Source organism: Streptomyces sp. NPDC037242 (assembly GCF_055604165.1).
The window spans coordinates 20487-44376 of the sequence record NZ_JBVJUY010000029.1 but is presented as its reverse complement, the minus strand read 5'-3'; the positions used below and the strand labels follow the sequence as shown (position 1 = coordinate 44376).

The window sequence follows — 23890 nt, the reverse complement described above, 5'->3', positions numbered from 1 at the left end:
GAATGCGGTGCGGGAATGTCGCGTAGACTCCGGGCCATGGCAAGTGTGCTCGTAGTCGAAGACGATCCGGCAGTGCGTTCGGCGCTCATTCGGCACCTTTCCGATGCGCGGCACACCGTCCGCAGTGTCGGCACGGCATTGGAAGCACTGCGGGAAGTTTCCTCGCAATACCTCGACGTCGTCATTCTGGATCTGGGACTTCCCGATCTCGACGGATCGGAGGCCCTGAAGATGATGCGGGGCATCACCGACATCCCCGTGATCATCGCGACCGCGCGGGACGACGAGGCGGAGATCATCCGCCTGCTCAACAGCGGTGCGGACGACTACCTCACCAAGCCGTTCTCCGTCGAACAGCTCTCCGCCCGGCTCGCGGCGGTACTGCGCCGGTCCCGGCCGGTAGCGGTCGAGCAGGGCGAGGAAGGCACCGGGCTGATCCGGGTCGGAGAGCTGCGCGTCGACCCGATGCGCCGCAAGGCCGTCCTGGCCGGGACGCCCCTGGAGCTCAGCCGCCGGGAGTTCGACCTGCTGGCCTTCCTCGCGCAGCGGCCGGGCGTGGTCGTCTCCCGCCGCGCGCTGCTGTCACAGGTGTGGCAGCAGGCGTACGGCGACGACCAGACGATCGACGTCCACCTGTCCTGGCTGCGCCGCAAACTCGGGGAGACGGCGGCCAGTCCGCGCTACCTGCACACCATCCGCGGCGTGGGCATCAAGCTGGAGCCCCCCGCCCCGGACGGACCGTGCGCGGCAGCGGTGGCCCACAGCGCATGAGATGGGCGCTGGTCCGGGTGTGCCTGGCGGTGACCGTGATGGTCGTGGCGGCATTCGCCGTGCCGCTGGGCGCCGCAGTGCAACAGATGGCCCGGGACCGTGCGTTCGCCGGCGCCGAGCGGCAGGCCGCCACCATCGGACCGGTACTGACGGTCACCACCGACCGCGGACAGGTGGAGAAGGCGGTCGCCTCCACGCAGCCGGGCGCCGAGTCCCGGATGGCCGTGCACATGCCCCGCGATCCGCACGGGGCGCCCGACAGCGGCTGGGACATCGGCGAGGGCCGGGCCCCCGCCTCCGACGTGGCCGCGGTCCGCGACAACGGCCAGGTGTCCCGGGCCGCCGTGCGGGGCGGCTGGGTGGTCCTGCAGCCGACGGCCCTCGGGGCCGGCCGGATGGCGGTCGTCGAGGTGTTCGTACCGCAGGACGCGGTCGGCGAAGGCGTAGTTACCGCCTGGCTGGTGCTCGGCGCGGTGGCGACCGCCCTGCTGATCGGCTCCGTCGCCGTCGCCGACCGCCTGGGCGTACGGGTGGTCCGGCCGGCCGAGCGCCTGGCGCGGGCGGCGCACGAGCTGGGCGAGGGCAGGCTCGCCGCGCGGGTCGTGGCGGGGGGCCCGGCGGAACTGCGGGCGGCCGGGACGGCGTTCAACTCGATGGCCGACCAGGTCGTCGCGCTGCTGGAGGCCGAGCGTGAACTCGCGGCGGACCTCTCGCACCGGCTGCGCACCCCGCTGACCGTACTGCGGCTCAACGCCGCCTCCCTCGGCGACGGGCAGGCCGCCGAGCAGACCCGGGCGGCGGTGGAGCAACTGGAACGCGAGGTCGACACCATCATCCGCACCGCGCGCGAGCAGCGGCCCCGTACCAGTGCGGCGCAGAGCGGCGAGATCCCGGGCTGCGACGCGGCGGAAGTGATCCGGGAGCGGATGGAGTTCTGGTCGGCACTGGCCGAGGACGAGGGCCGCGAGGCGCGCCTGGCGGGCGCGGCCGAGCCGGTGCACCTGCCGGTGGCGCGGGCCGAACTGACGGCCTGTCTCGACGCGATGCTCGGCAACATCTTCCGCCACACCCCGCTGGGCGCGGCGTTCGCGGTGGACGTGCACCGCGGGCAGGACGCCGTCATCGTCCTGGTCTCGGACGCGGGAGGGGGGATCGCCGAGCCGGACGCGGCGCTGAGCCGCGGCAACGACGGGGAGCGGCAGGGTTCCACGGGACTGGGCCTGGACATCGTGCGCCGGCTCGCGGAGTCCACCGGCGGCGACGTCAGCGTCGGCCGCTCGGTCCTCGGCGGCGCGGAGATCCGTGTCCGCCTGCTGCGCGATGCGCGCCAAGCCGATCGCGCGGCGCGTCGGCGCCGCCGTGCCGCAGGGCCGTCCTCGGCCGGGGCCCCGCCGAAGGGAGCTGCCGCGGCCCGTGTGCGCCGCACCCGGTCGGAGGCCGCCAAGGAGGCGGGCCCCGCGGCCGGTTCCGGCCCCCGCCGGGGCCGCCGCCGGGCCGCCCGCCCGTAGGGGGTGTCTGGCGGATGTCCGTGGCGTCGCGACGTCCGGCACGCGCTCTCGCCGCACCGGCCGAAAGCCCGAGTACGTCCAGTACGCGGGCTTCCGGTCGGCACGCCGAGAGCACGCACCGGACGCCACTCCTTCCCCCGCGGACACCCGCCAGACACCCCCTGGCCGGTCGGGCCGGGTCCGCAGGGGCGCCCCGAGCCTTGGCGCCGCGCGGTCGGCCCGTCAGGCGGGGGTACCGGGTTCCCGGCTGCCGGGCGGCGTGTTCGGGGCCGGGTGGCCCACCAGGCCCAGGGTGTACGCCACGACCGCGGCCTGCGTGCGGTTGCCCAGTTCCAGTTTGGCCAGGGTGCGCGAGACGTAGGTCTTCACGCTCGCGCCCGCCAGGTGGAGTTCCCGGGCGATCTGCTCGTTCGTCATCCCCATGCCGATGAGCCGCAGCACCTTGTGCTCGCTCTCGCTCAGCGCCGCGACCTTCGCCTCGACCCCGTTGACCTGCACCGGCATCCGGCGCGCCGCCTGGCGGACCAGGTTGCGCAGGAGTTCGGGGGCGAAGACCCGGCCGCCGGAGGCGATGACGTGCAGTGCGGAGAAGAGCTCCTCGCAGCGCAGGTCCTTGAGGAGGAACCCGCTGGCCCCCGCGTCGAGCGCTTCGAGGACCTGACTGTCGCTGTTGTAGGTGCTGAGCACCAGGACCTTGGGCGGATCGGGGAGCTCCACCAGCTTGCGGGTGGCGCACACGCCGTCCAGGTTGGGCATGCGCAGGTCCATCAGGGCGATGTCCGGGCGGTGCAGCTTGGCCTGGATGATGGCGTCGGCGCCGTCGACGGCCTCGCCGACCACTTCGAAGTCCTCCGAGGACTCGATCATCATCCGAAGACCCGACCGTATGATCGCCTGATCGTCGACGATGATCACTCGAATGGTCACAGTGCCGGTTCCTTCAACTCGTGCGGGGGCAGCGGTATGACGGCCCGCACCTCGTAGCCCCCGCCCGGCACCGGTCCGGCCACGAAGCGGCCGCCGGCCGAGGTGAGCGCCCTGCGCAGCCCCGCGTGGCCCAGGCCGCCGGAGTCGTGGGTGAGCGGCCGCTGGAGCGGGCGGCCGTTGCGGACGACAAGATTCACCGTACCGTGCCCGTACTCCAGAGCGATCCGGACGGCGGCGCCCGGAGCGTACTTGGCCGCGTTGGTCAGCGACTCGCGGCTGACCCGGTACAGCAGCCCCTCGCCGGCCGAGCCGATGGCGCACGGGGTGCCGCCGACCTCGTACCGCGCGTCCATCCCGATCGCCCGCATGTTGCGGGTCAGTCCCTCCAGGAACTCGTGGCAGCTCAGGCGTCCGCCGAGCGGTTCCTCCTCGTCGTCACCCTCGCGCAACACGCCGATGACACCGCGCAGCTCCTGCATGACGGTGATCGCGGCCTCCTGGATCTCCTCGAAGTCCCGGGCCACCTCGGGGGGCAGGCCCTTGCGCCGCTGGGCCGCCCCGGCCCGCAGCACCAGGTACGTGGTGTGGTGGCCGACGGTGTCGTGGATCTCGAAGGCGAGCCGGGTGCGCTTCTCCATGATCGCGAACCGCGCCGCGTGATCGGTGGCGGCCTCCGCCCGCGCCAGGCGCTCGCGCAACTGCTCCCTCAGCCCGCGCTGGCGCCGCACGAAGGCACCGTAGACGGCGGGCGCGACGAAGTTCAGGACCGCGACGTAGACCCGCCAGTTCGGGTCGTCGATCAGCCCGCCGGTCAGCGACCGCGTGCTCAGGAACGCCAGCGTCGCGGCGCCCACGACCAGCGCGCGGTGGCGCCGCCCGTACAGGCCCACCGCGTACGAGGCGGCGATCATCGCGGTGCCCTCGTCGGAGGCCAGCGTCGCACCGAACGCGACGGCCACGCAGAGCTCGGGACGGGTGCGCCGCCACATCAGAGCGCCCGCGGCGAGCAGGGCACACAGGCAGCTGACCGGGTAGCTGTGGAACAGGCCGGTGCGGTAGACGGTGGACAGGGCGATCAGGGAAGCCGCGGCGACGAGGGCGGCCAGCGCGGCGTCCATGACGCGCTCCCGGTGCACGGAGGGCGTGTCGCAGAGCGTCAGGTAGCGCAGCCTGCGCCTGATGAGCCTGTAGGTGTGGGCCGTCATGGGGGTCACTCCGCGTGGACGGTGGCGGGCTCGGTCACCACGAGGTCCGCCGGGAGGGCCACGACGACGGTGGTGCCGTGCGGCGAGGAGTCGAGGTAGACGCGGGCGCCGTACAGGGCGGCCAGGCAGTTGACCACGTACAGGCCGGAGCAGTCCGAGCGGACCCAGTCCACGGGCAGCTCGCTCTGCAGGGCGACGTTGAGGGTGTCGAGCTGGCCGCCCGGGATGCCCGCGCCGAAGTCGCGTACGCGGACGACGACTCCGCCGTCGGCCGACCGCTCGGCGGACAGGTCCACGGAGCGGTCGGGGGGCGAGAACTTCAGGGCGTTCTCGATCAGCTCGGCCATCATGTGCGTCAGGCCGTGCACCGCCCGCGCCCGTACGAACACCTCCGGGACCGCCGGGTCGACGTCGGCCCGGGTGTAGTCCTCGACCTCGGCGGCCGCCGCGCGCAGGACGTCCACGAGCGGGGCGTCCTCCCGGTACATCCGCCCGGGATCCTCGCCTGCCAGGGCCAGTACGGTCTCGCCGTGGCGGCGCATCCGGGTGGCGAGGTGGTCCAGGTGGAACAGCGCCTCCAGGGCGCGGGGTTCGTGCTCGGACATCTGCAGCCACGACAACACGTCCAACTGCTGGTGGACCAGGACATGGCCGCGGCGGGACATCGAGGCCAGCTTGGCGTGGACGGCGGCGCGCAGGACCGCCTGCTGCGAGGTCTGGTGGACGGCCTCCTTGACGACGGAGTCGAAGGCGCGGGCCAGGTCGCCGACCTCGTCGTGCGCGCCGAGGTCGACGGGGGCGACGTCCAGGGTCAGCCGGGCCGGGTCATGGGTGTTCGACATGCGGCGGCCCAGTACGGGCAGTTCGTTCTGGGCCTTCAGGGCGGCCCGGCGCAGCCGGTGCAGGCGCCGTACGAGCCGGCGTGCCGCCAGCGCGGCGACCACGGCGCACACCACGAGCGCGGCGATGACCGCGGTGATGCGCGTGAGGAGTGCGCTGCGGGCGTCCGCGTGTGCGGCGGCGGCTCCGCGCAGCGCCTCGTTGAGGAGCCCGGCCTCGATCTCGTGCATCCGGTCCAGGACGCGGGAGCTGCACGGCACCCAGTCGGCGGGTGCCGGGCGGCGGCCGGCCAGTGCGCCCGCGACGGGGCCGGCCAGGCAGCCGTCGTCCAGGGTCGTGTCCGCGCCCGGGTCCGAATCGGCGGCCGCCGCGCGGTACTCGCCGAGCATGTGCCGGCGCACCCCCTCCTGACCGGTGAGGAAGGCCTTCTCCTCGTCGGTGAGCGAGGCCGTCGTCAGCGGGGAGTTGAGCAGCGAGCGCTGCGCCGACAGGGCGGAGCTCCCGGCGGCCAGGCTGTACGGGGCCCAGGACGCGCCGGAACCGCGCGCGCCCGGCCCGTCGGCCGGTACCAGCACGTCGACGGCGTCGATCACCGAGGCGTACTCCTCGATCGCGGGCAGCAGCGCGGAGCGCCGGGCCATGTCGCCGCCGCGCGCCTTCGCCAACCGCTCCAGCGCCTGACCGGCCCGCTCCAGCCGGCCCTCCAGGCGCGGGTCGGCGGCGCTGCGGGCGGAGGCCGTGCGGAAGTCGGTGAGGGCCGAGTCGGTGGCCGCCCGCCGGCTGCCCACGTCCTCGTTGGCCTTGCCGCCGGCCAGGGAGTAGGCGTCCCGCTCGTTCTCCAGGCCGCGCGCGAGACCGGCGGCCGCCACCGAGAGCAGCGCGTGCTGCTCGGCAGTGGCCGCCGCGGCGACCCGCGCCCGGCCGTCTTGCGCCTGCGGGAGGGCGAGCGCGAGGGCGAGGGTGACGGGCAGGGCCAGTACGAGGGCCAGTTGGGTGCCCAGCCGCCGGTGGCGCAGCCAGTTCATGCTCATGGGTGTGTCCGTCGGGTCATGGCGTCCGGGCTAGCCTGGCTGGAGGAAGAAGCGGCCGAGGTGCTCGCGGGTCTCGCCGTCGAGGAGGGCGGAGATCTCCGCGGCCAGCACGGCCGCGACGTACGTGATCTGGCCGGTGTCCGTACCGGAGTCGGCGAGCAGCACCAGCCCGGTGCGGTCGTCCACGGGCGCCATGCACAGGTGGTGGCGCTGCATGGTGACGACGGCGGCGCCCAGCCCGCCGCTCTCGTACGCCTGGGCGGCGGCCTTGGTGAGCGACATCAGACTGGACGACAGGGCGGCGAGCCGCTCGGCGTCGTCCTTCGGGGCGGCGGCGTCCGCGCACAGCACCAGGCCGCCGGCCGACAGCAGTACGGCGCGGCGGATGCCGGGGGTGGCGGCGCAGCGGTCCTGGATGGCGCGGGCGATGTCCGCGGCCCGGTGCGAAGCCGGCTGCATGGAGAGCGGGGGCGGCGGCGGGGCTTGAGTGACGGCCATGGGGGAGTCCCTCCGTATCGGGGGTCGGTCACAGGGTGGCGGTGGCGGTGGCGGTGGCGGTCGCGGTCAGGCGGCCCGCGGGCGCGGCGAGCCGGCGCTCCAGTGCGTGCTCGACCATCCGGATCAGCACCTCCCGCACCGCGCCCCGCTGCCGGGCGTCGGTGAGGACCACGGGCACGTCGTCACCGATCCGCAGGGCGCCGCGGACCTGCTCCGGGCTGAACGGCTGGCGCCCGTCGAAGGCGTTGAGCGCGACGACGAACGGGACACCGCACTCCTCGAAGTAGTCGACCGCCGGGAAGGAGTCCGCCAGGCGGCGGCTGTCCGCCAGGACGACCGCCCCGATCGAGCCCGTGACCACGTCGTCCCACAGGAACCAGAACCGGTCCTGTCCGGGCGTGCCGAAGAGGTAGAGGACCAGGGAGTCCTCCAGGGTCACCCGGCCGAAGTCCACGGCCACGGTGGTGGTCCGCTTGGCGGGCACCCGGGCGATGTCGTCCATGCCCTGGGCGGCTGTCGTCATCACGGCCTCGGTGCGCAGCGGCGGGATCTCGGAGATGCTGCCGATGAGCGTGGTCTTGCCGACCCCGAAGCCGCCCGCCACGACGATCTTGGCGGAGGACGGGCCGGCGGGGACGGCACCGCGGCTTCCGGTGGCGAGGACGGGCGGTGGCTCAGATGCTGTGAAGTCCACTGAGGACCCTTTCCATCAACGCGGTGGTCGGCTGTTCGCCGGCGGGATCGATGACCGAGACCAGACCCGTGCCGCACAGGTCCGACAGGAGGATGCGGGCCACCCCGAGCGGCACTTCCAGCCGTGCCGACACCTCGGCGACCGAGGTGGGCCGGGCGCACAGGGCCAGGATCCGGTCGTGCTCGGGCTGTCCGGTGCCGGCCTGCGCGCGGCGGCCGGTGACGACCAAGGCCTCCAGGGGGAGTTCCATGCGGATCACGGTGCGCCCCGCCGTGATGGTGTAGGGGCGGGGGGCGATCGGTGCGGGGCCGGCGGGTCTGTGCGGCTCATGCGGCGACCGTGGCATGGTCCCTCAGCGTGGAGCGGAGCTCGGCGGTCAGGACGTGGCCGACGCGTTGGACGAGCCGGGTCATCTCGTAGCCCAGGACGGCCCGGTCGGTGCCCTGGTCGGCCGCGACGGCCAGCAGGGAGCCGTCGGAGACCGCCACCACGGCCAGGACCCCGTGCCGCATCTCCAGGACGGTACGGCGTACCGGACCCGACCCGTGGAGCGAGGACGCGGCGAAGGCCAGCGCCGCCAGGCCGCTGGTGATCGGGGAGACCAGTTCGGGGGCGGGTGCCCGGGCGGCCGAGCACCGGGCCAGCAGCACCCCGTCGGCGGATACGACGGCCACGTCGAAGACGCCGGGCAGGTCGGTCTGGAACTTCTGGAGCAGCCATCGGAATTCGCGGACCTGGTCGGCGGCGGCGCCGCCGTGGGACTGCTGATGGGGGCGTGCGGCCTCGATCGCGTACATCGGGCTCATGGGTCTACTCCTCCTCCTTGTCGTTCTGCTTCCGCGGCCCGGTGCCGGGTTCGGCGGCCTGGGCGATGCCGTTGTCCAGCCCGCTCATCCGGCGCAGGATCTCCGCCGGGTCGGGGAACGCGGCGGCCTCCGGTGCGGGCGCGGGGGCGGTGATGCTTCCGGCGCGCGGACGGCGCCGGCGCACGGGCAGGCCCGCGCTGGTCGACTCGTGGACGCGGGGATCCTGGGACGGCTGCGGCTGCGGCTGCGGCTGCGGGGCGGCGCGGTGGGCGGTCGCGGTCGTGTCCGGGTCCACCGCCCGGATGGCCAGGGTGGGATGCTCCTCGCCCGCCTGGTGCGCATCCGGCCGCGGGGCGACGGCATGCCCGCGGACGACGCGCCGGCCCGGTGCCGGTGCCGGGCCCGGGCGGCGGCGCGGCGCGGGTGCCGGCGCCTGCTCCAGCGCCGGCGGGCCCAGCAGCGCCTCCGGCAGGACCAGCGCGGCCACCAGCCCGGCGGGGGAGTTCGGGTAGAGCCGTACGTCCACCCCGTGCTTGCGGGCCAGGGCCCCGACGACGTACAGGCCCATGGACTCGCTGAGGTCCGCCCGGCCGTCCGCCGACCGGTGCAGCACCTGCCCGGCGGCGGCGAGCTGCTCCTCGCCCATGCCGATGCCCGAGTCGCGGATCTCCAGCAGCACGCGGCCGTCGGGCATCCGCTGGCCGCTGACGACGACCCAGGTGTCGGGGCTGGAGAAGGAGGCCGCGTTGTCGAGCAGCTCGGCGATCAGGTGGACCAGGTCGTCCGCCGCGTACCCGACGATCGCCACGGGCGGCACCGTCCGGTACGTCACCCGCTGGTACTCCTCGATCTCCGAGGTCGCCGTCCGTACCAGGGGCAGTAGTTCGGTGCTCTCGCGGCGCTCGGCGGTGATCTCCGCACCGGCCAGTACCAGCAGGTTCTCGCTGTTGCGCCGGATCCGGGTGGCCAGGTGGTCGAGGTGGAAGAGGCGGGACAGCCCGTCGGGGGACTGCTCGTGGCCCTCCAGCTCGGTGATGACGGCCAGCTGGCGCTGGATGAGGCCCTGGTTGCGCCGGGAGAGGTTCTGGAAGAGCTGGTTGACCTCCTCGCGCATGGCGGCCTGCTGCCGGGCGAGCCCGACGGCCTCCAGGTAGACGCGGTCGAAGGCGCGCGCCACGTCGCCGATCTCGTCGCGGGTGCGCGGGGCGAGGACCTTGCCCTCCAGGGCGGCGGGCAGTGCGCTGCCCCGACTCAGGTGGCGGGTCACCTCCGGCAGGTGCTCGTCGGCCACCTTGGCGGCGGAGCGGCGCAGCCAGCCCAGTCCGCGTACGAGGTGCCGGGAGGTGGCGAACACCAGGGCCGAAGCCAGCAGCAGCACCAGGGCGGCGAGCACCACGTCGATGACGACCTGTTCGCGAGCGCGGTCCTTCTGCTGCGCGGCGCTGGCCAGCACGCGCCGCTCCACCTTCTCCTGAAGCTGCGTCAGCTGTTCGCTGACCCGGGTCAGGTCCTCGTACCAGGTCTTCGGCAGCGCCTTGGCCAGGTTGGTCTGGCCGGTGGAGGTGCCGAGGGCGGAGATGGCGGCGGTGAGGTTGCGGGCCGGCTCGTCGGCGAGGATCCGCTGGAAGGCCTCGGCCTCGTGCGGGTCTGCGTACAGGCCGAACTCCATGCCGGTGATGTCGCGTACGAGCTGGGAGGCGAGGATGTTGCCCTGCTGGCCCGTGCTCAGGGAGCCGGACTGCGCCGCGCTCGCCAGGACCGAGCGCTGGCTGGTGACCATCACGTTGTTCAGGGCGACCGTGTAGAGGGTCCAGCCCGCGCCGCGGGCCTCTTCGCCGATGCCGCCGACCTGGTTGTAGAGGCTGGCGATGGAGACGATGACGCCGCCGTAGTCGTGTTCGACCTCGGCGGGGGAGCCCTGTGCGTCGGCCATCCTGCGGATCTTCGCCAGTGATTCGAGGCCGGCGCCCGTCACCTTGCGCTGGCGCTCCATGCCCGAGTGGGCGGGGAGGTCCGCGAGCTCCTTCAGGAACTGCCGTGCCCTGGCGTCGGTCTCGTCGCGGCCCTTGGCGTCCGTGCCCCGGGGGTGGGCGCGCGGGTCGACCGCGAGGTCCCGTTCCTGGGCGAGCGCGGCGATGAGGGCCGTTCCCGTGCGGCTGGTCTGCGCGATCCGCTCGGTGTCGCCGTACTGACCCGCGGTGCGAAGGGCGTCGTCGATGCGCAGACCGGCGAAGCCGAGGGCCGCCAGCAGCGGGACGAGGACCACGATCAGCATGCGGGTCGGCACCCGGAGGTCGGCGAGTACGCGCTTGCGCCAGGGCAGGGGCGGACGGAGGCCGGCTGATGTCACGGGAGGACCTGGTTTCGGGGGAGTGGAATAGGGCCGTCCCAGCGTACGTAGGAGGTGTACTCCTTTTACCTGACCAAAAGGCTACCCTCGTCGGCCAAAAGTTGACTTCGGGAGCGAAGGGGGCGGCCGCACTGCCCAGTCGGAGAAGTGTGCCCGGATAACACAGACTTGGTGCAGGGACAAGGTTCTTGTGGACTGAATCGGCTGCCGGAAGTCCCGAATGGTAGAAGTCCCGAAACGGAGGCCGTGATCATTCTTTCGGCGGGGCTGCTCGCCTTCGGCCTGACCCGATGAATTCTGACGAGGGATCAGGAAAAGCTTTCCTGTGTCCTGGTGGAAGAATTCAATGGAGTCGGCCGGGTGAGATCCTTCGGCCCTGGTGGGATGGGCTAAAGTCCCCTCAGGTCGGGAGATAGCCGAGATGTTCCTCCCAGAGCAGCTCCGGGGCCTCCGGTACGACGAAGTCCGTCGTCGGAGTTCCCAGATCTGCCACCACGGCGTCGTAGACGGGGGTATCGCTCGCGGCGGCAGCGGAATGCTGTCCGCGGCCGCTGCCGCGGCCCGTCAGGCTGTGGGAAACGTGCATGGCGTCGGCTCGGCCTTCTGTCGGGGAGTGGAAAGAGGCGGCATCGCTTCTTCGGTCCACACCATAACTCGGTTGTAGGGTTAAGGTGTTTTAAGAATTCATTACGTGACTCATAAGTCGTGATGCGCGAACATACGATCATGAACTTGACGGCAGAACTCCACGGCGCGGTTACGGACGTGAGGCAGGACGAGTGCCGAAGTGCCGTTCTCATCGCGGATGGAGAAGCGGTATTCCGTACGGGACTGCGTCGCGTACTCGAAAGCCTCGGCCGGTACGAGGTGGTCGCCGAGGCCTCCACCGCCCAGGAGGTGGCGCGGCTGCTGCGCAGCACCGAGCCCGAACTCGTGGTCATGGACCTGGCTCTGGCCCGGCAGGTGGGCCTGAACTCCGACCGCTTGGGCGGACTGCTGCCCCGGCCGCCCAAGGTCGTCCTGCTCACCGGGGACGGCGGTCACGAGGGGCTGGAGGAGGCCCTGGACGCCGGTGCGCGGGGGTTCGTCACCAGGCAGTTGGACGCGGGTCTCCTCGACGCCGTCCTCGGCCACGTCCTGGCCAACGGGTGCGCCATCGCGCCCGAGGTCTTCGGCGGTCTGATGGACCGGCCGGCCGCGTCCCGGGCGCAGTTCGCCCGGTCCCACCACCGGATCGGCCTGCTCAACGACAGCGAGCGCCACGTCCTGGAACTGCTGGGCCACGGCTTCGAGAACGCGCAGATCGCCGAGGAACTCCACCTGTCCCGGGCGAGCGTGAAGACCTACGTCTCGCGGCTGCTGAGCAAACTCCACCTGGACAACCGCACTCAGGCGGCGCTCATCGCCAACGAGACCGGCCTGACGCTGGCGGGGCGGGTGTAACGCGGGTAGCGGGTAGCCTGTGCGACCGATGGCCCATTGAGACTTATTTACTGACAAAGGCGGTGATCTGACATGCCCGGCCGGCCCAGGCCCGTTCCCACGCCAACACCCGTGGTTGCGCCCGCGCCCGCTGCGCCAGCGCCCGCGGGGCCCGCGCCCGGCGACGGCGAGACGGTGGTGCTCGACCTGGGTGGGCTCACCAGCCGGCGGCGCCCCTCGCGCGCCCAGCGCTGGCGGATCCCGATGGCCGCCGCGGGCGTCCTCGCGGCCGTCGGAGCGGGCCTGCTCGTACTCGGCGGCAACGGCGACGGGCTCGCCTCCCTGATCGGCCCCGCCGGACGCGGCGCCGGCGCGCCCGACGCGCTCCCGGAGGCCGGTTCCGAGGGGCCCGGCGCCGAGCACTCCGCCGACGGCTCGCACGGGCCCGGCGCCTCGCCGTCCACCTCCGGAGGGCGCGCCGTCCCGCCCGGCAGCGCCGACCCCTCGCGGGCGCAGTCCCCGTACCCCCCGCGCACCGGCGCCGACGGCCAGGGCTCCGCGACCCCCGGCAGGCCGCCGGGCGGCGGCTCCTCCTCCACGTCCGTCCCGCCGGATCCCTTCACCCCGAGCCCGCCGCCCACCCCGGACGGCACCTTGCGCCCCGGCGACCGCGGGGCCGAAGTGCGCACGCTCCAGCAGCGCCTGCACGGGCAGGGGTTCACGTACATCACCGTCAACGGCGTCTACGACGACGAGACCCGCCGCGGCGTCGCCCAGCTCCAGAGCGACCGGGGCCTGTCCGGCGACCCCTCGGGCATCTACGGCCCGCACACCCGGGCGGCCTTCGGTCTGGGCTGACTGTTTCGCGCCACCCGCCCGGGGCGGCCGCACGCGCGGGGTCGGAGCCCCGCGAACACGCACGCCAGGGCGTGAAGAACCGTTGCCCCTTACACCGAGATGCGCGTACGGGCGTGCGAGACGCCTGGGGCGGATGAGGTCGGTAGATATGGGGGTTAAGCGCGAAAGAGTGGTATCACGACCGATTCCGCCCTTCATGGGCGGCGCGTCCTTCGAAAGGATGGACCGCGACAGCAGGCCGCCCGCCCGTCACGAGCGGGCGGCCCTCCGGTCGCCGAAGCAGAGGGGTACCACCATGTCAGTGCGCAAGACCCTGGCGATCACGGCCGCGACCGCGGCCCTGTTAGCGGGGCCCGTCCTGTCCGCCCACGCCTCGACCGCCACCGTCCCGAACGCCCAGCAGAGTGCGTACAGCACGCAAGTGCGGGCGGCTGGACTCACCGAAGTCCAGGCGGGACAACTCCAGCAGCAGGTCGACGCCGTCCTCGCCAAGGACCCGCAGGCCCGCCAGGTTTCCGCGAACAAGCTCACCACCGCCGGCGGCAGCATGGTCCTCGCCGTCCCGGGCCGCACCGAAACCCGCGACCTGGCCGCTCCGGACGCGGCCCTGGCCTGCAACAACGGCCACCTGTGCATCGTCGACGGCCGCGGCGTCAACTATGACTACTACCGGTGCGGCTACTACGACTTCGACGGCGTCGGCAACGGCACCTTCAACAACAACCAGACGTCCGGCACCCGGGCCCGCTTCTACAACTACGACGGCGGCGAACGCTGGTCGAACGTGGCCAAGGACACCGGCACGGCCAACTGGGACCCCGTCTTCCATATCCGGCCCTGCTGACACCCGCCCCACCGGCGCCCCCTCCCACCCCGGGACGGGGGCGCCCGTCGTCGCCGGACTCAGTCGGCCGGCAGGCCGAGCTCGTGCGCCAGGACGGCCGCCTGGGTGCGGTTCTCCAGGGCCAGCTTCTGCAGCACGCGCGAGACGTGCGCCTTCACGCTGGACACCGAGAGGTAGAGCCGGCCCGCGATCTGCGCGTTGCTCAGGCCCGCCCCGATCAGGGCCAGTACGCGGTGCTCGGACTCGCTGAGGCCCGCCAGGAGTTCTTGATGGCGGTGCGGCCGCGCGGCGGCGGCCGAGCCCCGGGAGGCCTGGGTGACCAGGAAGCCGAGCATTTCGGTGGAGACCAGGCTGCCCCCGTTCATGATGCTCTCCATCGCGAAGCGCAGTTCCTCGGGGCGGATGTCCTTCATCACGAACCCTCGGGCGCCCGCTTCCAGGGCCTCCAGCGCGTGCTCGTCGACGGCGAAGGTCGTCATCGCGATGACGGGCGGCGGGTCGTCCATCCCCATCAGCCGCCGGGTCGCCTCCACCCCGTCGACGCCCGGCATCCGCAGGTCCATCAGGACCAGGTCGACGTCGTGCTCCCGGACCTTCGCCACCACCTCGGTGCCGTCCTCGGCCTCGGCCACGACCCGGTACCCCGGCAGGGACTCGATGATGCAGGTGAGCCCGGAGCGGGTGATCGGCTGATCGTCGACGATGAGGACGCCTGCGCCCATGCGCGCGGTCCCTTCTGTGGGGGTCGGGGGAGGAGTAAGGAAACGGGAGGATCGGACATTCGGATCAACTGTTATCAGGATTCGGCCTCTTCGGCGAGTGTGGAGCGGCAGTTGAGAGTGACGTTGATCACCCTTTAGGCCCAGTTAAGGAACTTAAGGAGCTCATGTCCGAAAAGTACATAAATATCGGTAATTGACGTTGTGTTCGTGTGTGGGGGAGGGTCGGAGCCAACCACCCCGATCCCCCCTTCTTCCCCTGTCCGACCGGGAGTTGTCGCATGCGCACGACCGCAGTCCTCGCCGTCGTCGGAGCCGCCGCCGGTTCGCCGGCTCCGCTTCCCGCCGCACCCGCCCCCGCGGCGCCACGGTGCGGAGACGGCAACCCGCTGGGGGCCGCGGGTGCGTACGTCGAGTTCGTCGAGGGAGACTCCACCCGGTACTGCGACTCCGAGGGAGCCGTCGCCGTCGGCGGCAGGCTGAACGCCAACCAGGTCGTCATCGCCAAGGGCGAGGGCGTCTACCGGTCCTGGGCACAGGTCCAGGGCAACGGCACGGTGGCCCGCCCCGAAGGAGGCAGGGCGCTCCTGCTGACCGGCACGGACGCCGAGCTGAACGTCTTCTCCGTCAACGCCTCCGACCTCCAGCAGACCGACCGGATCTCCCTCAAGGTGCCCGCCGGCTCCACGACGCTCGTCAACGTCCTGGGCAGCTCGTACGACATGATCGACTCGCCCCTGTACGGAGTGGAGCTGTGGGACCCGCAGACCGGCAGGTTCGTGCTCGCCCCCGACGCGGCGGTGGAGCTCGGCGGCAAGGGCGCGGGGCCGGGTCACGTCAACGGCGGCGTCATCGCCAAGCGGCTGACCTCGGTGCCCGGTGCGGAGACGCACCAGATGACCTTCGCCGGCTGCCTGCCCGCCACCGGTGGTGGCGGGGGTGGTGGCGGGACCGCCCAGCCGATCCCGCCGGCGCCCAAGCCCACCCCCGTCGCGCCCCAGCCGTCCACGCCCGCGACCGGCTCGCCCGCCGGCGGGACGGGCGGCAAGGGCGGCGTCTCGGCCACGCCGTCGGTGCCGCCCGGCAAGGCCTCCTCCACGGCCCAGCCCCAGGGCGCGAGCGGTCGGCTCACCGCGACCGGCGGCGGCGCCGACTCCCGGATCGTGCTCGGCGCGGTCGCCGCCCTCGCCATCGGCGGAGCCTGCGTCGCCTCGGCCGCCGTACGCCGCCGCGCGTCCCGCCGCTGAACGGTCCTCGGCCGCCCCCTCTCCTGTTCCCACTTCCCCCGATTCCCCCCACCCCCCTCATCCGAAAGCTGAACCGCATGCGCAAGCGCACCGGCATAGCCCTCGCCACGGGACTGGCCACCGCCGGACTCATGGTCCCCGTCTCCGTCTACGCCACCGACGCCTTCACCAACGCCTCCGCCTCCTCCGGCCAGGCGGTCAAGGTGGGCCTGACCGGAACCACCTGGTGGCTCAGCGGTAGCGTCAAGATCCCCGGGGTGCAGCCCGGCTGGAAGCTGGAGTTCGAGGTCCCGTCCGGCCCGATGCCGCAGGTCTACACCGGCAAGACCGAGATCTCCGGCCGCCACGTGACGGTCACGGGCGACACTTACCAGGGCGGCGAGTTCACCTTCGGCGTCGACCTCGGCGGCAAGCAGTCCTCGTACGAGCTGAAGAACTTCAAGCTCAACGGCAAGGCCGTCGACGCCCAGGGCGCGTCATGGAAGGACGGCGACGGCGGCTCCAAGCCGCCGGTCCCGCCGACCCCGCCGACCCCCACGCCTCCGACGCCGACCCCGACCCCGACGCCGCCCACCCCTACGCCCACCCCGGACCCGGGCGGGCTGAAGCCCGGCGAGAGCTGGGTCTCGGACAAGGGGCTGAAGCTGACGGCCGAGTTCAAGGACTGGGGCACCTCCGGGCAACTGGACTTCACGATCACCAACACCGGGACCAAGGACATCGCCTCCTGGTCCGCCCTCTACGGCCTGGAGGCATGGCTGCTGCCGGGCAACTCCTGGGGTGACGGGAACGTCGCCGCGCAGAAGGAGCAGAAGCGGCTCCAGATCACCGGGAAGGGGGCCCTGAAGGCGGGCGCCTCGGCGAAGGCGTCCGTGGCCACCACCCAGCCCGGCCCCGACGGCCGCCCCCCGGTGGACGCGGGCAAGCCCGCGTCCGCATGGCGCGGCGCGAGCCCGTTCATCGACGCCGCCGCCTACCCGGTGCCCGACCTCGCGCAGATCTCCAAGGACACCGGAGTCAAGCAGTTCGTCCTCGGCTTCATCGTCGGCGACAGTCAGGGCAAGGGTCTGCCGCGCTGGGGCAGCGACGCCATCACCCCGAGCCAGCACCTGGCCAGGTCGATCGCCGACCTGCGTGCGTCGGGCGGGGACGTGGCGATCTCCTTCGGCGGCGAGAACGGCCACGAGCTGGCCGTGGACCACAAGTCCGCGCAGGAACTGGCCAAGACCTACCAGGGCGTCATCGACCGCTACGCCATCAACAAGATCGACTTCGACGTCGAGGGTTCGATCCAGACCAACGCGGCCGCCAACAAGCGGCGCGCCGAGGCCGTGAAGATCCTCCAGGAGAACGCGAAGAAGAACGGCAAGCAGCTCCACGTCTCGCTGACCCTGCCGAGCCTGGCCACGGGTCTGGTCCAGGACGGCAAGAACGTGCTCAAGTCCTTCACGGACGCGGGCGCCCAGCTCGACGTGGTCAATGTGATGGCCATGATGATGGGTCAGTCCGTGCCCGACATGGGCAAGTACGGCGACGCCGTCATCTCGGCGGGCGAGGGCCTGCACAAGCAGTTGAAGGAGTTCTTCCCGAACAAGTCCGAGGCGGACCTGTGGCGGATGGTCGGCATCACGCCGAACATCGGCAAGAACAACGGTGACGGCGGCCAGGGCGTCGGCGACAAGGGCGTGGTCACCGTCGCCGACATGAACAAGATCCAGAAGTTCGCTGCCGAGAAGAACATCGGCATGCTGTCGATGTGGTCGGTCGGCCGCGACCAGCAGTGTGCGGGCGGCGCCGTCCAGTTCGACAGCGGATGCAGCGGGGCCCAGCAGCAGAAGTACGACTTCTCCAAGGCCGTCTCCCAGTACAAGAAGGAGTGGCAGCTCGGCAAGTGACCGCCGGCGCCGCCGCGCCGTTGCCGGAGAGGACCGGGTGTCATCCATCGGGGACACCCGGTCCTCTCCGGTCCACTGGCGTTGCGTCAGGCACGGCGTACGTTCGGTCCTGACGAACCCGCACCCCAACGAGCCCAGTGAGTGAGGAGCCGCGCCCATGCCCCCAGCAGCACGAGTGGGTGACATGCACACCTGCCCCATGCAGTCGCCCGCCGTACCGCCCGTCCCCCACGTCGGCGGCCCGGTCATGCCGCCGGGCGCGGTGAACGTGCTCATCGGGGGCCTGCCCGCCGCCGCGGTCGGCAACATGTGCACCTGCGTGGGCCCGCCGGACAGCATCGTCAAGGGGAGCGCGACGGTCCTGATCGGCGGCCGGCCGGCCGCACGCATGGGGGACACCACCGCGCACGGCGGAGTCGTCGTCGCCGGCCTGCCCACGGTGATGATCGGCGGCTGACGGCCACCTCTGCCACCGCGGTCACCTCCATGCGTTGTCAACCTTCGCCGGGAACCGTCCACCCGGGCCGACGGCCGCAACACCCGCCCCTGCCTAGGGTCGAAGTGGGCCGGTCCGGCCCGCGGCCCCGGGGCGGTGCATCCCGCGCCCCGCGGCCCCGCCCCGCGCAGCGAAGGAAACCGCCCCCGTATGACGCCGACGTCCACCCCCACGCCCACGCCGCTGTTCGGGCAGCGCCTCGACGTCGTGGAGGAGCGACTGCGGCGACTCTACTTGCGCCACGAGTCCGGCGATCCGACGGACCTGGACCCGGACTACGGTCCGGACGGTCTCGAAGGCCTCGAAGGCACGGAGACGGACGACGGGCACGGTTCCCCGGACGGCCCGCGCGCCGCATCGGCCGCGCCCGGATGGCCCGACGCCGGGCAACTGGCGGAACTCGACGGCCAGGGCGACCGGCTGGCCCGACTGGTCCGCGAGTTCGGCCTCACCGAGCGCGAGACCGACATCCTGCTCACCTGCCTCCTCCCGGAGATCAACCCCGTCTGCGGCACCGCGTTCCGCTTCCTGAGCGGGCGGACCTCCTCCCGCCCCACCGTCGCCGTCGCCCTCTCCGCCCACGGCATCACCGTGCCCGAAGCCGTCGCGGCCGGCCTGCTGCGGCCCGGCTCACCCCTGCTCGACGCGGGTCTGCTCGCCTACGAGGACGCAGCCGAGGCCTTCCCCGACCGGCTGCTCAACGTCCCCGGCCGCCTCGTCGACTTCCTCGCCGGCCGCGACGGCGGCCCCGAAGCGGGCGGAGCCGCCTGGCTGCGGGTGCTGCCCCCGCACCCCGAAGCCGCGCACGGAGCCGACCCCGACCGCCTCGCCGCCCTCCACGAAGCGCTCGCCACCGACCCCGGCCGCACCCGCTACCTGCGCCAGGGCATCCGCGGCGAAGCCCTCCCCGCCGCCTGCGGAGCGCTCGCCGCGCGTGGGCTCGTACCGCTGCTCCTGGACCCCGAGGCGCTCGTCGCCGCCGCCACCGACACCGCGCCCGCGCTGCTGGCCGAACGGACCGCGCTCGAGGCCCGGCTGCTGGGCGCCGCCGTACTGCTGCCCGTACCGCCGCCCGGAACGGCGACCCCCGAACACGTCGACCTGCTGCGCCGCGTCGCCGCCCGCCTCGACGCGGCGCCGCCGCCGCTCCTGCTCTACGGGGCCCAGCCCTGGTCCGCGTACGAGTGGGACGCGCCGATGCCCGACGAGACCGACCTGCGCTCCGCCGCGGCACGCCATCCGCGCGACCAGCTCGGCTCCGCCGCCTCCGCCGCCGTGGAGCGCGTGCACCGCGGCTGCGCCCTGCGCGCCGCCACCCCCGCCATGCCCGAGGTACGGGCCGCGGCCCGGCTGCGCTCGGCCGCCGAACTCGGCGCCCTGGCCCGGCACATCGATCCCGCCGTCGGCTGGGAGGACCTGGTCCTGTCGCAGGCGGTGCGCCGCCGCCTCGACATGCTGGTCGCCCGGGTGCGCCACCGCGAGGAGGTCTTCCAGGACTGGGGCATGCGCCGGGGCGGCGGCCGCGGCCAGGGCACCGCAGCCCTCTTCGCGGGCGAGTCCGGTACCGGCAAGACCATGGCCGCCGAAGCGCTGGCCCACGAGCTGGGCCTGGACCTCTACGTCATCAGCCTGCCGTCGATCGTCTCGAAGTACATCGGCGAGACGGAGAAGAACCTCGAACGGGTCTTCTCCGCCGCCGAAACCCTCGACGCCGTCGTCCTCTTCGACGAGGCCGACTCGATGTTCGCCAAACGCGGCGAGGTCAAGGGCTCCAACGACCGGCACGCCAACATGCAGAGCGGCTACCTCCTGCAACGCCTGGAGGCCTTCAACGGGCTGGCGATCCTCACCACCAACCTCCGCTCCAACATCGACTCGGCCTTCACCCGCCGCTTCGACGAGGTCGTCCACTTCGAGAGCCCGGGCCCCGACGTCCGCGCCCGCCTGTGGCACTCCCTGCTCGGAGCCTCGGCCCCCGACGACCTCCCGATCGAGACCCTCGCCCAGGCCTACGACCTGGCGGGCGGCAGCATCCGCGCCTGCGTCGAGAGCGCCGCCTTCGAAGCGGTCGCCGCGGGCCGCAAGGTCACCGGCGAGGACCTGCTCGCCGGCATCGAAACGGAATACACCAAACTGGGCCGCCTCTTCGGCCGAACCGGCTGACGCCGAGCCGGAAACGTTCACGCCACTGCACCACCGGCCACGGGCCGGTGGTGCAGTGGGAGCTCAACGGGCGGTCGTGGCCGCGCCGCCGCTCACTACTCCTTCACATGGACCCGGACTTGAGTGCCCTTGGGCACCGTGACCGAGTGGGTGTTCGCCCAGCGGGGGTTCGCGGGCGCGGTGGCAGTCCCCTGCTCCGTTTCCTGATCTCCCAGTACCGTGGTGATGCGCAGCTTGGCCGTCTGCCAGTGGGAGACGTTGAACCGGAGCCTGTCCCCGCTGGCTTCGATCTTGGCGAGCAGGTTCCCCGAACCCTGACGGTCGTCCCATATCGCATAAAGGTTGGGTTCATCCAGCTTGACGAAGCGCAGCGCATTGGCCGCCTTGAACCGGCCCTCCCCGATGACGCTGATGCGCTCGAACATCTCGGGCGGGAGCGGAGTGGGCTGCCGCCGGTACCAGAGGGTCCGTGCCGCCCAGTCCCCCAGTTCCTGGGGTGAGAGCGCCGGGGTGTATTCCAGGCGCCCCGGCCACGGGATCAGGGCACCTGCCTGCTCCAACGCCTTGTACGCCTTCTTCGCGCTCTCGATCGCGATGTGGTAGATCTGGTGCCCGTGCAGGTACTTGGGCTGGTCGGCGTACATCCGGCCGACCGTGATGGATGAGATCCTGTCGCCCAGGTCCTTGCCGAGCGCGCGGTGCTTGTGGGCGAGGCGGACCTCCTCGGCCTGCGTGAAGGCGTAGCTCTCCTGGACGAGCCGGTTCATGACGCGCTCCTCATCACTGGTGAAGATGACGTCGCGACGCCAGGCGGTCCCGCCGAAACGCCTGTCGAGCTCTCCCCAGGACCAGTACACGGCCTCCATGAAGCCACGGGCCACCCACCGCGCCGGGTTGTAGTTCCCGGAGGGGCGGACCCGGTTGAGGTGGTCGTTCTGCCACTGCTTGATGTCGGCGAGCTTATGCGTGTCGAAACTGAAGGCCGCCGTCAGCTTCTCCACCAGTTTCGCCTCGGGAGTGTCCACGAAGCCCTGGTGGAAGGCCATCACAGGGAGCTTGAGCACGGCCGCCTTGCGCAGGACCCGCTCGGCCTCGAAGCGCTTGCTTTTCTGGAGGTCGTCGGCTGCTTCGAGGAAGCGCATGCCGATGGCGTGCTGGGTGCCTTCGACGCGCTGGTTGAAGGATCCCAGTGCCATGGTGAACTTGTGCACCACCACGGGCATTCCGGGGACGTTGCGGAAGGTGCTCTGGATCCATCCGGTGTCGACCCCCTTCAACTTCCCCGCGCTCTCGAGGTCCGCGTAGGAGGAGTTGGGGTTCCTGTTCAGGTAGTTCGAGTCCAGTCCGTTCTTCTCCGCCATCTCCGCGTGCGCGGAAACCGATCCCTGCATCAATACCGAGGCGATGTACACGGCGAGGTCCGGCGAGATCTTGAAGGTGTTCTTCAGCGCCTTCGAGAGCTCTGCCGGGTTCTTCGCATTGGCGATGACGCTCCGGAGGGCCTGCTCCTTCTGCTTCAGGGTCTCGACGACCGCGTTGAGGTCCATCGGGTCGTACCCGAGGGCGGTGGCGGCGTGCACCATCGGCTCGTTGTCCCCGGGAACCGCGGCGCCGAGACCTCCGGACAACGTGCCGAGGAGGTCCGCGCCGGCCCGCAGGGTCCCCGCTTCGGTGTTGGGCCGGCCGACCGCGTCCAGCTTCGCGGTGAAGGACTTGGGCACACGCGGAACCTTGGCGTAGTTCTCGGAGCGGTAGTCCCCGCCCGATATCTCGTTGCCGAACTCGGAGATCGCGCTGCGCTTTCCGCGGCCGCCGCGGACGGTACCCGAGGTGGATTCCGTGACGGGGGCCGTGGCAGGGGCGGTGGTCGGGGCGGCCGTGGCGGCGGCCTCCGCGGGCAGTGGTGTGTTGGTCGGGGGGTTGGTGAGGGGGCGCGCCCAAAGGCTCTTGTGGCCTTCGAGGATGGCGCCGGACCGCTTCTTGTAGGGCGTGACCTGGTGACGGTTTCCGGTCACGATGCGGGCGAGGTCGGTGAGGGACTCCCGTGCCGGCCGAGCGGCGGTGGCGGCGTCGTAGTAACTGGTGTGGGCCCGCTCCGCGTTCTCCTTCCAGCTGAGGGTGGGGTCGGGGGTGAACTCGGTCCTGAGACGGGTGACCCTGCCGGACGGGTCGTATTTGATGTGGGTGGGGTCGATGCTGAAGTAGTTGAGCTTGCTGATGGTGTCGTCTTTGTGGGAGGCGGCGAAGATGCTGGTGGCGGGGATGTTGAGGTGCTTGGCGCGGCGGCCGGTGCCGGGGCTGCCGAAGAGGACGAGGTAGTCGGCTTCTCCGCCGCCGAGGGGCTCGCTCTTGTAGCCGGCGCGGGCCTGGTTGACGGAGCGCATCACGGTTGCCTTCGCGGGGGCGTACACGTAGGCGGCAGCCGACAGGAGCGAGGGGTCGGCGGCCATCTCGGCGATGGGCAGCGTCTTCTTGACGCCTTCGGTCACCGCCTGGGTCCAGGTGCCGCCCTGCATCCGCTTCTTGGCGGCGGCGGTGAGGGGGAAGAGGGAGACGACCTGGCGAACGGTTTCGCGGGTGGTTCCGACGAGCGCGCCCTTGGCCCCGTCGGAGATGCCGCCGTGCTCGGTGCGCCGCATGAGGGCGTAGCCGGCCACGACGCTGCCGTAGCTGAACCCGTTGATGGTGATCTCGGGCTGCTGCGACAGGCCGGCGCTCTGGCGGGCGGTGCTGTTCCTCCAGAGGGCGCGCCAGTGGGCGAGGTCGATGTTGAGAAGCCTGGAGCCGTCCTTGGCGGGCTGGTCGTTGCTGACCTCGCCCTTGCCCTTGCGGATGTCGCGGGGCGCCTTGTAGCCCTGCCAGGCGATGACGGCCACCTTCGCGGCGGGGTCGACCTTGCCGCATTCGTCGTAGACGGTGCGGGCGCGGCGGACGAGTTCGTCGAAGTTCGAGGGATCGCTGCCCATGCCGGGGACCAGGACGGCGACGTGCGTGGCGGTCTCGATGTCGCCGACGGCGACGGCCATCCGGCCGACGCCCTCGAACTCCGGCTCGTAGGACAGGACGTGGCACGGCAGCCCGGCTCCGGCGGAGAGGCCCTTGACGAGGTGGTAGGCGTTGGCCCTGCGCAGGTCGCGGGGTGCCGCCTGCTGCGCCACGCCGGTCATCCGGGTCACGGCCTGGAGCGGGTCGAACTCGCCGCCCTGGAGCGCGTCGGTGATGGCGGAGCCGGCGGCCTCCGCGTCACGGCGGGAGACTTGCGGCGTGACCTGGCCGGGGCCGGCCGGGCCGGGCGCCGGCCGGTCGAGATCCGCGGCCAGCTCCTTCCTGTTGGCCGTGTCCGCCTGGTTGAAGTCGTGGGGCTGGCCGGCGTCGAGGGAGAGTTCCGGTGCCGTATCGAACTCCTCCGCCTGTGCCAGAGGTGCGCTGGGTATTCCTTGGGGCGCAGCCCAGACGCCCAGAGCCGCTTCCGCCCCTGTCGGTAGGGAACTGCTGTGGGAGGACGGGGGAACGGGTCGCTGTACGTGCCTCCGCTCTGGGCCGGGGGACGACTGCGCGGGGGCGTAGGGACCGATGGTCATGTCGTGGCTGTCCTAGCTTCGGACCGCGAAAGCGG

General features: G+C 72.1%; 20 protein-coding genes. 9 read left to right on the top strand and 11 right to left on the bottom strand.

Annotated elements, in window-relative coordinates; translation table 11 throughout:
- Nucleotides 1–36: 36 nt before the first annotated feature.
- Nucleotides 37–771 carry a response regulator transcription factor gene (locus ACZ7GJ_RS28775; RefSeq protein WP_470755819.1) on the top strand — a complete coding sequence of 245 codons (735 nt, stop codon included), beginning with the start codon at nt 37–39 and terminating at the stop codon, nt 769–771.
- On the top strand, nt 768–2279 hold the full coding sequence (locus ACZ7GJ_RS28770) for a sensor histidine kinase (RefSeq protein ID WP_470755818.1): 1512 nt from the start codon (nt 768–770) through the stop codon (nt 2277–2279). Before ACZ7GJ_RS28775 ends, ACZ7GJ_RS28770 begins: the two co-directional genes overlap by 4 nt.
- Nucleotides 2280–2501: 222 nt before the next feature.
- Here the strand turns inward: ACZ7GJ_RS28770 and ACZ7GJ_RS28765 are convergent, their stop codons facing one another.
- From ACZ7GJ_RS28765 to ACZ7GJ_RS28725, 9 genes are all read right to left on the bottom strand, one after another.
- Nucleotides 2502–3206, bottom strand: a complete 705-nt coding sequence (locus ACZ7GJ_RS28765) for a response regulator (RefSeq protein ID WP_470755817.1) — start codon at nt 3204–3206, stop codon at nt 2502–2504.
- Nucleotides 3203–4411, bottom strand: a complete 1209-nt coding sequence (locus tag ACZ7GJ_RS28760) for a sensor histidine kinase (protein ID WP_470755816.1) — start codon at nt 4409–4411, stop codon at nt 3203–3205. Before ACZ7GJ_RS28760 ends, ACZ7GJ_RS28765 begins: the two co-directional genes overlap by 4 nt.
- A 5-nt stretch (nt 4412–4416) precedes the next feature.
- Entirely contained in the window at nt 4417–6282 is a 1866-nt protein-coding gene (locus ACZ7GJ_RS28755; RefSeq protein ID WP_470755815.1) for a sensor histidine kinase, read from the bottom strand.
- A gap of 30 nt (nt 6283–6312) precedes the next feature.
- Nucleotides 6313–6780, bottom strand: a complete 468-nt coding sequence (locus ACZ7GJ_RS28750) for a roadblock/LC7 domain-containing protein (RefSeq protein ID WP_470755814.1) — start codon at nt 6778–6780, stop codon at nt 6313–6315.
- Between the two features lie 28 nt (nt 6781–6808).
- Nucleotides 6809–7474, bottom strand: a complete 666-nt coding sequence (locus ACZ7GJ_RS28745; protein WP_470755813.1) for a GTP-binding protein — start codon at nt 7472–7474, stop codon at nt 6809–6811.
- Entirely contained in the window at nt 7455–7724 is a 270-nt protein-coding gene (locus ACZ7GJ_RS28740; RefSeq protein ID WP_470755812.1) for a DUF742 domain-containing protein, read from the bottom strand. Before ACZ7GJ_RS28740 ends, ACZ7GJ_RS28745 begins: the two co-directional genes overlap by 20 nt.
- Before the next feature lie 76 nt (nt 7725–7800).
- Nucleotides 7801–8280 carry a roadblock/LC7 domain-containing protein gene (locus ACZ7GJ_RS28735; RefSeq protein ID WP_470755811.1) on the bottom strand — a complete coding sequence of 160 codons (480 nt, stop codon included), beginning with the start codon at nt 8278–8280 and terminating at the stop codon, nt 7801–7803.
- Nucleotides 8281–8284: 4 nt separating this feature from the next.
- Nucleotides 8285–10630 (bottom strand): sensor histidine kinase, encoded by a 2346-nt coding sequence (locus tag ACZ7GJ_RS28730; RefSeq protein WP_470755810.1) that lies wholly within the window; start codon nt 10628–10630, stop codon nt 8285–8287.
- A gap of 400 nt (nt 10631–11030) precedes the next feature.
- Complete coding sequence (locus ACZ7GJ_RS28725) at nt 11031–11216, bottom strand: hypothetical protein (RefSeq protein WP_470755809.1); 186 nt, start codon at nt 11214–11216, stop codon at nt 11031–11033.
- A 140-nt stretch (nt 11217–11356) separates the two neighbouring features.
- Here ACZ7GJ_RS28725 and ACZ7GJ_RS28720 point away from each other — a divergent pair, with 140 nt between their 5' ends.
- From ACZ7GJ_RS28720 to ACZ7GJ_RS28710, 3 genes are all read left to right on the top strand, one after another.
- Complete coding sequence (locus ACZ7GJ_RS28720; protein WP_470755808.1) at nt 11357–12073, top strand: response regulator transcription factor; 717 nt, start codon at nt 11357–11359, stop codon at nt 12071–12073.
- 111 nt (nt 12074–12184) lie between these two features.
- The gene (locus ACZ7GJ_RS28715; RefSeq protein WP_470755807.1) at nt 12185–12910 is read left to right on the top strand and encodes a peptidoglycan-binding domain-containing protein; all 726 of its coding nucleotides are present in this window, start codon (nt 12185–12187) and stop codon (nt 12908–12910) included.
- Nucleotides 12911–13205: 295 nt separating this feature from the next.
- Nucleotides 13206–13754: a hypothetical protein gene (locus ACZ7GJ_RS28710; protein ID WP_470755806.1), complete on the top strand. Its 549-nt coding sequence runs from the start codon at nt 13206–13208 to the stop codon at nt 13752–13754.
- 59 nt (nt 13755–13813) lie between these two features.
- Here ACZ7GJ_RS28710 and ACZ7GJ_RS28705 read toward each other — a convergent pair whose 3' ends face one another.
- Complete coding sequence (locus ACZ7GJ_RS28705; RefSeq protein WP_470755805.1) at nt 13814–14476, bottom strand: response regulator transcription factor; 663 nt, start codon at nt 14474–14476, stop codon at nt 13814–13816.
- A 278-nt stretch (nt 14477–14754) separates the two neighbouring features.
- On the opposite strand from ACZ7GJ_RS28705, the gene ACZ7GJ_RS28700 reads away from it, so the two are divergent.
- From ACZ7GJ_RS28700 to ACZ7GJ_RS28685, 4 genes are all read left to right on the top strand, one after another.
- Nucleotides 14755–15720: a choice-of-anchor A family protein gene (locus ACZ7GJ_RS28700; RefSeq protein ID WP_470755804.1), complete on the top strand. Its 966-nt coding sequence runs from the start codon at nt 14755–14757 to the stop codon at nt 15718–15720.
- 77 nt (nt 15721–15797) lie between these two features.
- Complete coding sequence (locus ACZ7GJ_RS28695; RefSeq protein WP_470755803.1) at nt 15798–17615, top strand: chitinase; 1818 nt, start codon at nt 15798–15800, stop codon at nt 17613–17615.
- Nucleotides 17616–17772: 157 nt separating this feature from the next.
- Complete coding sequence (locus ACZ7GJ_RS28690) at nt 17773–18072, top strand: PAAR domain-containing protein (protein WP_393818494.1); 300 nt, start codon at nt 17773–17775, stop codon at nt 18070–18072.
- A 189-nt stretch (nt 18073–18261) separates the two neighbouring features.
- Nucleotides 18262–20274 (top strand): ATP-binding protein, encoded by a 2013-nt coding sequence (locus ACZ7GJ_RS28685; protein ID WP_470755802.1) that lies wholly within the window; start codon nt 18262–18264, stop codon nt 20272–20274.
- A 95-nt stretch (nt 20275–20369) separates the two neighbouring features.
- Here ACZ7GJ_RS28685 and ACZ7GJ_RS28680 read toward each other — a convergent pair whose 3' ends face one another.
- On the bottom strand, nt 20370–23855 hold the full coding sequence (locus ACZ7GJ_RS28680) for an alpha/beta hydrolase (protein WP_470755801.1): 3486 nt from the start codon (nt 23853–23855) through the stop codon (nt 20370–20372).
- Between the last annotated feature and the right edge of the window lie 35 nt (nt 23856–23890).